The sequence below is a fragment of the Chelativorans multitrophicus genome (genome assembly GCF_011317445.1).
Lineage (GTDB): Bacteria > Pseudomonadota > Alphaproteobacteria > Rhizobiales > Rhizobiaceae > Chelativorans > Chelativorans multitrophicus.
In genome coordinates, this window is sequence record NZ_JAAAPL010000001.1 from 766,757 (window position 1) to 779,923 (window position 13,167).

Genomic DNA, 13,167 nt, shown 5'->3' on the forward strand with positions numbered 1-13,167 from the left:
GCCCCTCTGCTCTCGCGCTATAGGTTGAAATCGCTCGCGGTGAGGTCGTGCGATCCCTTGATGCTGAATTTGAAATCGGCATCGCTTCCACCCGAGATGTTGCCCTGGACGACCGTGTAACTTTCGCCGTCTTGGGTTTCGTGGGTGACAAGCAGCTCACCTTTGGCACCGGTGAAGGCGTCGGAGACCAATGTGAAGCTCTGATTGCCCGACTCGCACCAGTTTGCATCCATGCCGCTGAGATCGATCTTGTCACCGGGCTGGAAGCCGATGATCGTATCTCCGTCGGCGGCGGCTGCGGACAGGAAGCGGAACGTGTCGTTGCCTGTCCCGCCATCCATCACGTTGGCGGCGTTACTGCCCGTGATAGTGTCATTGCCCGAGCCGGTGACGATATTCTCGACTCCCCAGATGGTATCGCTTCCAGACGCCGCGCTCGACACGCTGCCGCGCCCCATGAAGCCGGTGCCCAGATCAGCGGTGATGTTCGCGCCGATCGCCGACATGTCGAGCGTGTCGTTGCCTGAACCGCCGCTCATGCCGTCGCCGTAGTAGACGTCGTCGCCATCATCGGCTTGCGCCACGATCATGTCGTCGCCGCCTTGGCCGAAAACCGTGTCATTTCCTGCTCCGCCGGTGACGAGATCGCCGCCCGCACCTGCCAGGATACGGTCATTGCCCGCATCGCCGTAGAGCATGTCGGCTCCACTGCCGCCCATCACATTGTCATCGCCAGAACCTGCGAAAACCACGTCACGACCGCCAAGACCCATGATCGTCTCGCCATCAGCCGTACCCGTCAGCGCATCCGCCTGCTCGGTGCCCAGGATTACAGATGCTCCGATCGGATTAGGCGCTGGATCGCCGGCTTCGTCACCGTCGTCGCATGAGCCATGTCCGTCGTCATCATCGCCGTCGTCGTTTCCGGACGGCGGTGCATCGTCGTCCTCATCGTCATCATGTGCACCGTCATCGTCACCAGAGCTGAATTGAGGCAGCCCGCCCGTGCTGTAGAACGTGACGGAGTGGCTCTCCCCCGAGAGCGTTATCGTGCCGTTGACGTTCTGGACCAAATCGTAATCGTCGAGAGTCGTGCCATCGGGAAGTTCCACCACGTCCTGCGGGCGCAGCGTTCCAACGATGGTATCGTCACCGCCCTTTGACCGGAACACGATGCGATGCGCCGACTGGAGCGAGGAGATGTCCACGGTATCGTCGCCGCTTGTGCCACGGATCGTGATCGTGTTGGGACGCAGGTTGGTTGCGTCGAAATTGCCGTAAATCTCGAACGCGTCGCCTGCGCTCGCGCCATTGCCAGCGACGTTCGCGCCGTTAACGATGATCTCTTCGATTTCGGTGAGTTCAGCAATCGTCGTTTCGACCCCGTCCTCACCCTCCCGGGTCACGATGATCTCGGTCTCGTCGCTCCCGGCAAAGCCTATTCGAGCGACCGCTTCGTCATAGGTGTAGATGCGGTAGGTTTCGGATTCGGCGTTCCCGATGATCTGGAACACGTCGCCATTCGGACCTTCCATGCCACCGTTGATGGTGTCGAACCCATCGCCGACATTCCAGATGAAAGTGTCATCGTCCTGGGTTCCCGGCGTCGTGTTGTCGTCGCCATCGCCGACGTCGCTGCCGTTGAGAGTATCGTTGCCAGGGCCGCCGATGATGACGTCCTCACCCGGGCCGCCGATGATCGTGTCGTTGCCTTCGCTGCCGAAGATTATCGCAGGGCCATCCGGAATGCCGTTAGCAATGCTGGCGATGTCCAGCACTGGGCCGTCGCCGAAACGCAGCCGCTCGATGCTCGTCAGCGTATCGGTGCCGCCGTCACCCACCAGGTCAGTGACGGTCGCCAGCCCGTTTGCGCCGAGGCTGAAGCTGTAATCTCCGGCAGATCCCGCAAAGATCGCAATGTCGATGCCGCCCTGACCGTTCAGCAGGTCAGAACCGGCGCCGCCTTCGAGGATATCATCATTGGCGCCGCCGCGAAGGTCGTCATCCCCCGCATTGCCGATCAGCGTGTCAGCACCACCGGCACCAGTCAGGATGTTGTTCCCAGAGTTGCCGGATATGATGTTGTCGAGGCCGTTGCCCAGGCCATTTATATTGCCGGACCCCGTCAGGATCAGGTTCTCGACGTCGCCTACGACCTGCGCGGTATTGTTGAGGTTCCTGGTGACGCTGGAGATGATGGTGTCGATGCCACCACTGCCGGGAATGGCCAGGGGGTCCTCCGAAACCACATCGCCCCCATTGTTTACGAGATAGGTGTCGTTGCCAGCGCCACCTGCCATGACGTCGTTTCCCGCGCCGCCGACGAGCAAGTCGTCACCTCCGCCGCCGAGCAGTGAATCGGCTCCATTGAAACCAAGAACCAGGTCTGCCGCATCGGTGCCGACAACGGGCCCTCCAATGCCATTTGCGGCATTGGTGCCACGCACCATGTTGTAAACGACGCCGCCGATCTCGACATTCTCAATGTTGACGAGAGTGTCGCTGCCGCCGGCGGGGCTGGTGACGATGGTGTTGGCGCCAGCGTAGACGAAGTCGTAGTCGGAGACCTCGCCATCCAGGACCACCGTATCGACACCGGCACCGCCATCCAGCACATTGTCGCCGGAATTGCCCGTCAGGCGGTTATCGAGCGCATTGCCGGTACCATCAGTCGCTCCAGCGGCAAGCACCAGGTTTTCGACGTTCTCGGCGAGCATGTATGCCGCGAGGGAAGACCTGACGGTGTCGGTTCCTCCCGCTTCGTCTTCGAGCACCGAGTCACCGGCATCATCGACGAGATACGTGTCGTCGCCGCCGCCGCCCGCCATGGCATCCTGGCCACTGCCGCCGTCAATGACGTTAGCGCCGGAATTGCCGGTTAGCGTGTCGTTGAAAGCACTGCCGGTCAGATTCTCGATGCTGACCAGCATGTCGTTGCCGGCGCCGACGGTATCTTGCGGCGACTGTGAGCCGAGAGTGACCGTGACGGCCGCTGAAGCATCGGCATAGCTGACCGTATCCACCCCTTGGCCACCATCAAGGCGATCGTCGCCATCCCCGCCGCGCAGCGTATCGTCGCCCGCCTCGCCATAGAGCAGATCATTGCCGGCCCTGCCGATGAGCGTATCATTGCCAAAGCCACCGCGGATGGTGTCATCGCCACCTGCGCCGTCCAATAGGTTGTCGGCAAGATTGCCGAGCAGCGTGTCGTTTCCATCGCCGCTGACGACGTTCTCTACGTTTCGAATATAGGAGAAGCCCGTTGCGGTTCCGGCCAGAAGATTGACCGTCACGGCGTTCGGCGTGGCATAGCTCAGCGTGTCGGTCCCGTTGCCGAGATCCAACTGGGCACTTTCGATACCCGCAACCGACGCACCGTTGACGTCGGTGATGATACCCGCGCCGTCGAGCCCGATCTGGACGGTGTCATTGCCGCCGCCGGCGGATTCGACGATGCGCAGCGTGTCGTGGTCAGCACCGCCGTCGATCATATCGGCGCCGTCCAGGCTGCCATAGATGATCGTGTCGTCGCCGGCCTGGCCATTCACGATGTCGGCTCCGGCACCGCCCTTGAGCGTGTCCATGCCAGCGCCGCCGTTCAGCGTATCGCTGCCACCGCCGCCATTTATGACATCATTCCCGCCGAGGCCGGTGATCGAGTTGTCTCCGTCTCCGGCCTGGACCAGATTGTCGCCGACGTTAAGGGGCTTGGCATCCCCCGTGATGACCGCTTCGTTGGAACTGACGCTGTTGCCAACGATGGTGGTCACCGCAGAGGCGACAACATGAACGTTTGCGGCATCGTCGGTGTATGTCACGACGACCCGCAATGCGGCTCCGACATGCTCCTGTCCCGGTACGAAGGTACGGCTATTGGCACCTTCGGCAGGGGTCCAGGTGATCCCATTCGTGGAGTATTCCCATTGATAGGTCAGCAAGAGCTCCTCGAATGCGTCGGTCATTCCATCGGGATCGGTGAATGCGACGGTGGCAGTCAGCTCCTGACCTTCCGTGGGCGTCATGTCGCTGATCAGCAGCGGACCGACGGGTTCGTCGTTGACCCCGATGACGGGGTCGGTCGCGGCCGAGGTTACCGTCTCGATTACGCCGCCGCCGTCGATGTAAGTGCCTATGACACGGATGCGCAGGCCGACATGCTCGTCGTCCGGAACGAAGGTCGTACCGGAGACATTGGGAATATCGATATAGTCGCCGGTGCCGTCATTGCGCTCGATCTGCCAGCGATACGTGATGTTGTTCACGACGCCGTTGGGATTGTTCATATCGCGGATCTGGTCCGCCGAAACGGTGAGCGGGTTGCTCTCCGTCGCAGGATAGCCACTGATGGTCAGCCGGCCGGTTGGGTCGGCATTGCCGGTCTCCCGGACAGTGTAGATCTGATCGGCGAACTGGATGCGCTCTATGCCCACCAGCGTATCGGTGCCTTCGTCGATCTGTGGATCGACCTCCTCCATCTCGCGCCGCGCCACCTTTATGATGCCGCCGTCCAGTTCAGTGATCTCGTACCAGCTCATATTTCCCGCGAAGACAGCGGTATCGACATCGCCGGTCGGATCTTCGTCGTACTTGATCTCGCGCACGATGTGCATCTGGCTTGGCTTGATCGTGCCCGCCAGCAGCAATTCGGAAAGCGCCTTGCCCACCCAGGACGGATGCGCTGCATCCTCCGCTGTGAAGACATGCTTCAGGCTGTCAACCGTTGCGATCTCGTTCTCCGCCGTGTTCGCAGCGCCGATATCGGTGAGACGAATGCGCACATTGAGCCAGGCGTCGCCATGGATGAAGTCGTCGCCGCCACGGCCTTCGATAACATCGTGGCCGTCGCCGCCGATCAGGATGTTGCCGCCGGCGAACGCAACGAGGCTTTCCAGGTCGCCGTTGAAGCCCTCGGGGATCTCGGCGACCAAATTGCCTAGCAGCTCGCGCAACCCGTCTATGCGGTCGACGCCTGCCTGGGTGAGCTCATGATTGACCATGCCGAGCTCAACCTCGATCTCCTCGGTGCTGCCACGGTCGTCGCCACGCAAGATGTCGTTATGCTTCCAGCCCGAAAGGCCTTCAGTCTGGTCGAAACGGTCGCGCAGGATGTCGTCGGCGACATTGGTGAAGATGGGGATGCGCATATCCGAGTCGGCGGCCACCCGATTGCCCTTGTGGATGGCCCAGTCGAAGCCGAACATGCCTTCATTGCGCATGACGCTTTCACCCTGGACCATGATGTCATCGCCGGATTCGGCATCGAAATCGTTCTCGTTCTCGCCGGCGAAGAGAACGTCATGGCCCTTGATGGTGGAGTTGAAGAACAGTTCGGAGTTGTCGCCGTTCAGGACGTCGAAACCGTCGCCGCCTTCGATCCAGTCATCGCCTTCATTGCCGAGAATAAAGTCGGCATCCGCGCCACCGAGAACGAAATCGTCACCCTCGCCAGCGAAGACCTCCGTGGCATCGACGCCGACCAGAAACACGTCCTTGCCATCGCCGCCCATCAGCACATCGAGCCCGTTGGCATTGGCGATGACATCATCGCCATCCTCGCCCTTGATGAAGTCGCCGGTGTCGCCGGAGTCGGTGATAATGTCGTCGCCCGAGCCGCCGATGATGAGGTCCACGCCGGCACCGCCTTCGATGCGATCGTTTCCGCCGCCGCCCCAAAGAGCATCGTCGCCGAAGTCGGAGATGATCGTGTCGTCTCCCTCGGTGCCTCCGATGACGACGTGTTCGCCGCCGAGGAAGCGGATGTAGTTCTCATCGGGACCGGTGGTGGTGAGGTCGTCACGCTGCACCTTGGTCAGTCCGACCGCGTTGAGCGCCGGATCCTCATGCGTCGGGTCGTCACCGATCTGCTTGTCCGGATCGACGTGCAACACCAGATCGTGCTTGGCGAAGGAATCGACGCCAACATGATAGTTGACGATGTCATCCTCAGTGCCACGGACACCATCCGGCCCCGGCAGCGTCATGTCCGTATTGGCCATGACCAGCTTTGAAAACGCGTTGTTTTCCAGTTCGTTCAGCAGGTTGAGGCCCTGTGTCCGGGTGAGGTAATAGAACCGGTCCAGATCCTGCAGCATCTCAAGCTGGGCTTCGAACACGGCGTTGAACGTCGAGCCGAGCATGCCGCCGAACGGCATTTTCTTCTCGGCGAGGCCGCCGATCCACAGGTCGACCAGATTCAGGCCGGTTTCGACACCGCTCCATGCGCCGGTACCATTCAGGAATTCCAGACGATCCGCGGGCGCGTCCTGCCCTCCGAGCACGATCAGGGTGGCGGCGGCTCGTCTTGCCGCCACGTCGTCTTCGGCAGCCAGGATCAGATCATGCGTGCCGTAGGCAGCGATGAAGTTGATGATCGAGGCCGGAGTTTTGAGATTGGCAGCGAAATCCGTCCAGTTTGCATATGGCTTCACAAAGGTCGAGTTGCTCGCCTCATAGAGTTGCGTCCGCGCCTGATTGAGCGTCGGCATACCGGTATCACGCCCTCGAGCAATGTTGATCGCGGCCAGGTCGAGCGGTAGGCCGAGCAGGTTGTTCCGCAGGGCGTCTACGACGAATTCATCGATCTCGTTGCCGTGGACGAGCGTCATGCCGCGGAAGATCGCGCCTGCGGCCTGCTCATGAGAAATCTGACCATTCTGGTCGAACTCGATCGGGTTCAAAAAGGCTTCGATGAGCCCGATGTCATCGCCCCAAGCCGTCAGATCGGTAACCACCGTCTCGATGAGGTTGCCTTCGTCGTCGCGGGAATAGGTAACCGGCTCCCCGGCATCGTTAAGGAACATGCGGCCGATGTCTTCGGTGAGCATCGAATGGCCGAAGCGATAGACGACATTTGCGAATTCGGAGAAGATCGCCGGGTCGATGTCGGTGATCGTATTGAATATAAACAGGTCTATCAGCGGCTGCACCTTGCGGCCGAACTCTTCGAAGACGAGGTGCTGATACTGCATCTCGGTCGCGAAGCGCGCCGATTGGAACAACCGTTCGCCGTCCCAGGTGAGCGTGGCCGCATAGTTGGCAAGAGCCGCCCCGCCGGCTGGGATATCATCAACGCTCGCCAGATCCGTCAGCAGCCATTCGTTGATGAAGGCCAGATCTTTCGACTTCAATATTTCGAGCTTTTGCGCCTCGACCTGCCGATTGTGCTCGGAGTGGAAGACGTGGTGGACGGCAGTGAGGCCGACGTTCTCGTTGCCACGTCCGTCACCGGTGATGAAGTGCCGGTCGAGGAGCTCGTTGTCGTATTCGAGATTGTGTCCCGTCAGTGGGTCGAACTGGACGGCGTTGCCGGCGGGATCCACCGGCAGATCTACGCCGTCCGGCCGCAGAAAGCCTTGAGTGTCGAGCACCGGGACGGCGTTGTGGGCAATATCGTCCAGGAAGGCGTGAGAGGTGCGCACAGGCTCCGTGCCGCCGTCGGCTGGATTGAGCTTGAGTGGCGCATCCGGCGTGCCGCTCATGACGATGTCATCGTCGGTGTTCGGGATACCGTCAGGCCCGATACCGACGATCACTTGGGGAAAGCCGTTCTCGTCGCGGATGAACTCACCATAGAGATCGGTGCGGATGAGTGGGATGTTGAAGACGTCCCGGTCGGTAAGTTCGATGCCAAGCAGGTTTTTCGCCTGTGCCTTGATGTCTGCCCAGGTCGGCAGGCCACCATTTGCTCCGTCGAGCATGTGTCCGGTTGCCAGCGGCTTGCCGTCGACCATGGCATATTCGCGTAGGAAAACCTGATGTGAGGGATGCGAGGTGTAGGTCTGGTTCTGGTCAACGAATGGGGTCGTCGTGTTGATCTGTTCGCGGCTGGTATCGTCGGCGGTGCCGAGCACGCCGTCCGGGCCCGGACCGTCGAACTGCGTGGCCCGGGTCAGCACCATGAAATTGGCGTGGCCGCCGGGAACGTAGAGCGGATCGTCTGGCTCCAGCGGTACATAGATGGTGCCGTTGCCGCCCTTGCTGATGAGGTCGAGGCCGTGATCGAAGAACTGGCCGAAGAAGGTCATCCAGCCGTTGAATGGCGCGGACAAGCCTTCATCAGGCGCGACATTCGGTAGCTTGATGGTCTTTCCATCCATCTCGAATTCGAGGCCGTAGGTAGCGGCTGCAGTATCCAGCAGCCCTTGTTGGGCTGCGACCAATTCAGGGGTAAAGAGCGCTGCCTGTCCCTCGGCTATTTCCAGCGCAGCGGTGGCTCCGTCCCGAGCGCCGTTGAGTTGCGCCAGTTGCGCGGCATAGTCCTCGGCTTCCGGGTCGAGCGCCGCGATAGCGTCGGTCAGGTTCTGGATCGTATTTTGCCAAGACTCCACGCGGTGATAGGCGATCTCGGCCGTTCGGATCACCGCGTAGGGGCCGGAGATAGCCGCCACGGCCTGCGTTAATTCGTCCGCCGTGCCCTCGAAACCGGCGTGACGGAGTCCCGCGATGATTGCTGCAGGGTTGGCAGGTGTCTGATCAACGATCAGGTTGGAAATAATGCGTGGATCGGCATCGGCTACGCTGCCGCTGTGACCGCCGTTCGTCATGTCGCCGGGCGCATTCTGTTCGCCATCAACGCCGTAGTTCGTGTTGTCCACGACCGGCGCTCCGGGAGGTCCGAACGGCATCTCGTCGCCATCTTGCTCATCGCGCCAGTACGGATCGAACATGCGCGGCATGGTCTGGTCGGCTGCACCCCAGAGTTCGCGACCCGGCAGAATATTGTTGTAACTGCCGTCGACGGTGCGCAGGCCGTAGGGCAGGTGCGGCTGGACGATCATGTCGGTCAGCGGCGTGCCGGCGGTATGTGCCTCGGCGATCTTGATCTGCTTCAGAATGAATTCCAGGTCGTGCTTGTTGAGCTTGACAGCCATGACACCCTCCACAGTACCGTTTCGACGGTCTTCGCAACTCGTTCGGAGCTGCCAAACCGGCCGCGGGCATTACCCGCAGCAACGAATCTCTCCAGACTGTCGCTGCGTCCCGGGAAGAAGCCTCACTTGCTCTCCTGCCGGAACGCATCAGTCTGCACGTGGAAGCATCCAGCATGGTCCGTCCAACCGGTAGGGCAGATGGTCGGTCGAAATTGCGTACCAATGTCCAACGCAGCTTCGGACCAAGGACCAACGCATCGTTGGCCATTGGTCGAAAATGGACAGCGGGGCCGCAGGCTGGGATTCAAGTAAATGGTCGGTATGGGAACCCCGGGCTTATCAGCCGCGGCGGCGGTTATATGAGCTCAGCGCCGTTGACCCGCCTGGCCCGTCGACCCAGACCTCATCCGGCCTCACGGTGAGGCATTTCGCGCAAGCGCTTCTGGACGATTTTCCGAATCCTCCGATCGGCGCAAGGTAATCGCCGTCACCCGGCGCGCCTTGCTGGACGCCTTGCCGTTCTGACTTTGGCAATTCCAGATCCGACCACTAAAGGATCGATAGCGCCTTGATATAGTTGCCTTCCATGTTGGCGACATGCTCGCGCAGGATCGCGATCAGCGTATCGGCATCGCCCTTGCCAAAGGCATCCAGCATTTCGACATGTTCGTTGAAGGTCTGGTTGCGGTACATTTCCAGCGGGCTCGACAGGTGCGCCCTGAGGGCGGCGATCCGGCTGGCGCAGGTTTCGTATCCCTCGCGCACATAGTGGTTGCCGCAGTGATCGATGAAGGCGCTGTGGAAGAGGTTGTCCGCCTCCGCATAGAGCAGCGGGTCCTCGGTCTCACGCGCGATGGTCATCATGGACACTGCCTTGGTGAGCTTGGCCTGGGCATGGATCGGATCATGCGCCATGGTCATCCGCGCTGCCTGCGTTTCGATCATCATCCGGTATTGGACGAGCGCACGGACATCCTCCGCATCGGGCTTGAAGACAGCAGTTCCACGCTGCGGATAGATGTTGATCAGTCCCTGGGCCTGAAGCAGCGTGAACGCCTCACGCACGGGGGTCCGGCTGACCTTCATCGCCGAGGCGATCTTTTCTTCCGACAGCACCTCGCCCAAACCGATCTCCGCCTTGCAGATCGCGTCTTTCAGCCGATTGGCCACGATCGCCGCCAGCGACTTCGGCCGATCGATCGTCATGCCTTTCAATTGCCCCCTGCCACGCGCGGCCATAAAACGCCCTTTCCCTGTCTGCGGTCGTCATATTCTAGTGACGGCCACAACTGAGGTACAATATGTTTTTCTCACTTCCTCAACAAATTTTTTTGAGGAATAAAATACCAGCAACCCTGTGACAAAATCCGACAATCGTTGGAATTTCGCCATTTTTTTTGGAAATTTTCGCTTTCACAGCAGTCCCGAGGATCGTTGACATACTGTACCTCAGTATGCAAGGACACCTCCGCAGCGCCCGCGGAACCGGAGGTCATGGCGCTCAAATAACCGTCAACACAATTCAATGGAGGAGACGTTCCAGATGCTACGGAACATCACCAAATACATTGTTGCCGGCGCTACGGCCACAATGATGTTCCTCTCGCCGGCCACGGCGCAGGACAAGATTGTCATGCGCGTCGCGCATGCCATGCCGGAGTCCCACAGCTATCAGAAATGGGTCGAGAAGTTCCGCGACGAGCTTGAAAAGCTCGTACCCGGACGCGTCGACGTGCAGATCTTCCCGAACGCCCAGCTCGGTAAGGAGACCGAATATATCGAAGGCATGTCCTTCGGCACCATCGACGGCGCCGTCATGGGCCGACACGGCCAGATCGACCCGCGCCTCGATGTGTTGAACCTGCCGATGATCTTCCGCGACGACGCCCACAAGGATGTCGTGATGCGCAGCGGTGGCGAGATCCAGAAGCAGCTCGACGACATCATGTACGAGAAAGGCTTCAAGGTCCTAGGCTGGGGCGAGCTCGGCTTCCGCTACATCACCACGAAAGACAAGCCCATCAAGTCGGCCGCCGACCTGAAAGGCGTCGATATCCGCGTGCCGAATGTCGAGCCGTGGCTCGTTGCCTTCCGCGCCTGGGGCGCCAACCCGACGCCGATGGACTTCTCCGAGCTCTATTCCGCGCTTCAGCAAGGTGTCGTGAGTGCGCAGGAAAATCCTCCGGAAATCATCGAGACTTCGCGCTTCTATGAAGTGCAGAAATATCTCAGCCTGACGCGGCATGCGAGCATCCCGTCCCAGTTCGTGGTCTCGCGCGCCTTCTGGGAAAAGCTTCCGGAAGACCTGCAGGCACCGGTCATGAAGGCAGCCACTATCAGCCGGGACTACCAGGTTGCCCTCACCCGTGAGGCAAACAGCAGCCTGGTCTCAAAGCTGCAGGAACAGGGGATGGTCGTTATCGAAGACGTCGATCGTGAATCCTTCCGCGCCGGCGCCGAGGAAGCCTACGCCAAGTATCAGGACATCATCGGCGCCGACCTTATCAAGGCGGTGCAAGAGGCGCACTGATCATGACGCAAGTCTGCCGATTGCTGAGGGTAGCCGTCGGAGGTCTCATTGTCGCGCTCGTTTTGAGCGTGGCAATGGGCGTCTTCTACCGATACGCCCTGCGGGAGTCGCTCTATTGGGCGACGGAAGTGCCGAACTTCATGCTGATCTGGATCGTGTTTCTCGGCGCGGTGATCGCCTTCCATGAGAAGCAGCATATTGCCTTCACCCTCCTCCAGGAAATGCTGCCCCAGCGCGGCAACGCCCTGCTCGACCTGATCGCGACGCTGATCGTGATCTCGTTCCTGCTCGTCTTCGCCGTCTTCGGCGCCAAGCTCGTGCTCGTCACAATGAACAGCCTTTCCGAGGCCCTCAAAATTCCGATGGGTTACGTCTACGCCTGCCTGCCGCTTTCGGCCACGCTGATGACCATCAGTGCGCTTGGCAAAGCCTGGGAAGCCGTCCTTCGACTGACCGGAAAGGTATCTCCATGATCCTGACCTTATTCCTGGTCTTCTTCGCCTGCCTGCTGATCGGTGTTCCGATCGGCTTCGGCATGGGTTTCGCTTCTATGGTCGCGATCGCCCTTCATGGCAGTTTCCCCATGGAGGTCATTCCCCATAAGATGGCGAATGCCGTCAATTCCTTTCCGCTGGTGGCGTTGCCGCTGTTCATTCTCGCAGGCGCGCTGGCAGGGGAAACGAGCATCGCGGGTCGGCTCGTCCGCTTCGCCGATGCCCTGTTCGGGCATATCCGCGGCGGCCTCGGCCACGTGAACGTCGCCTCGTCGATGTTCTTCGGTGGCATTTCGGGTTCGGCGGTCGCCGACACGGCCGCAATCGGCAGCCTCATGATCCCGGCCATGGAAAAGCAGGGCTACAAACGCGCCGATGCGGGCGCGATTACCATCTGCTCTTCCGTCATCGGCGTGCTGATCCCGCCGAGCATTCCCATGGTTCTCTACGGCGTGACAGTCGGCACCTCTATCGGGTCGCTGTTCCTTGCCGGAATCGTGCCCGGCGTACTGGTCGGCGTTTTCCTGATGGCGGCCGTGTTCTTCATGTCGAAAAAGAAGGGCTGGCCGCGGCGGGAACACCGCGCGCCCGCAGGTGAGCTCTGGTCAGCGTTCAAGCAGGCGATCCTGCCGCTGCTGCTGCCGGTCTTCCTGCTCGGAGCGATCGTTTCCGGCCTCACCACCGCCACCGAGGCAGGCGTTATCGGCGTGGTTTATGCGCTGATCCTCGGCGGCTTCGTCTACCGCGATCATACGCTGCCGGACCTCTTCCGCATCGCGGTCGACGCGGCAATCAGCACTGCGATTCCGGTCTTCGTCCTGGCCACCACCTCGGTTGCGGCCTGGATCATCGCCATCGAGCAATTCCCGGCGGCGCTGGCTGGCTTCTTCTCGGAGATGGCTTTCGGCAAGATAATCGTCCTCCTCGTCATCAACTTGTTCCTGATGCTGGTTGGCATGGTGATGGATCTGGTTCCCGCCCTGATCCTGTTCGCACCGATCCTGCTGCCGGTGGCGCAGGAGGCTGGCATGGATGCGATCCAGTTCGGCGTGTTGATGGTGGTGAACCTCGGCGTCGGACTGGTGACACCGCCGGTGGGCAACTGCCTCTATCTCGGGGCGGTGGTCGCCCGTGTCGATCTCTCCTCCCTGATCCGCGCGAGCCTGCCCTTCCTGATGGTCAACTTATTCGTGCTGCTGCTGGTCACCTATGTGCCGCAGCTCAGCACCTTCCTCCCATCCCTCTTCTACTGACGGGCCGGCCACCGGCTTTC

General features: G+C 60.7%; 5 protein-coding genes. 3 read left to right on the forward strand and 2 right to left on the reverse strand.

Features of this window, described 5'->3' with window-relative positions:
* Positions 1-17: 17 nt before the first annotated feature.
* Both GNP00_RS23270 and GNP00_RS03855 read right to left on the reverse strand, forming a co-directional pair.
* Positions 18-8,870: a peroxidase family protein gene (locus tag GNP00_RS23270; protein WP_011580134.1), complete on the reverse strand. Its 8,853-nt coding sequence runs from the start codon at positions 8,868-8,870 to the stop codon at positions 18-20.
* A 549-nt stretch (positions 8,871-9,419) separates the two neighbouring features.
* Positions 9,420-10,109 carry a GntR family transcriptional regulator gene (locus tag GNP00_RS03855; protein ID WP_011580133.1) on the reverse strand — a complete coding sequence of 230 codons (690 nt, stop codon included), beginning with the start codon at positions 10,107-10,109 and terminating at the stop codon, positions 9,420-9,422.
* Between the two features lie 304 nt (positions 10,110-10,413).
* Between GNP00_RS03855 and GNP00_RS03860 the strand changes: the two genes are divergently transcribed.
* The 3 genes from GNP00_RS03860 (at position 10,414) to GNP00_RS03870 (ending at position 13,147) form a co-directional block, all read left to right on the forward strand.
* Positions 10,414-11,400 carry a TRAP transporter substrate-binding protein gene (locus GNP00_RS03860; protein WP_011580132.1) on the forward strand — a complete coding sequence of 329 codons (987 nt, stop codon included), beginning with the start codon at positions 10,414-10,416 and terminating at the stop codon, positions 11,398-11,400.
* 2 nt (positions 11,401-11,402) lie between these two features.
* Positions 11,403-11,873, forward strand: a complete 471-nt coding sequence (locus GNP00_RS03865) for a TRAP transporter small permease (protein ID WP_011580131.1) — start codon at positions 11,403-11,405, stop codon at positions 11,871-11,873.
* A 62-nt stretch (positions 11,874-11,935) separates the two neighbouring features.
* A complete protein-coding gene (locus GNP00_RS03870) occupies positions 11,936-13,147 on the forward strand; it encodes a TRAP transporter large permease (RefSeq protein ID WP_246259248.1) in 1,212 nt (403 codons plus the stop codon).
* The last annotated feature ends 20 nt before the right edge of the window (positions 13,148-13,167 follow it).

What these genes read in the sequence shown, in the direction of transcription:
- GNP00_RS03860 (WP_011580132.1), top strand. Translation starts at nt 10,414, where the DNA reads ATGCTACGGAACATCACCAAATACATTGTTGCCGGCGCTACGGCCACA.
- GNP00_RS03870 (WP_246259248.1), top strand. Translation starts at nt 11,936, where the DNA reads ATGGGTTTCGCTTCTATGGTCGCGATCGCCCTTCATGGCAGTTTCCCC.
- GNP00_RS03855 (WP_011580133.1), bottom strand. Translation starts at nt 10,109, where the DNA reads ATGGCCGCGCGTGGCAGGGGGCAATTGAAAGGCATGACGATCGATCGG.
- GNP00_RS03865 (WP_011580131.1), top strand. Translation starts at nt 11,403, where the DNA reads ATGACGCAAGTCTGCCGATTGCTGAGGGTAGCCGTCGGAGGTCTCATT.
- GNP00_RS23270 (WP_011580134.1), bottom strand. Translation starts at nt 8,870, where the DNA reads ATGGCTGTCAAGCTCAACAAGCACGACCTGGAATTCATTCTGAAGCAG.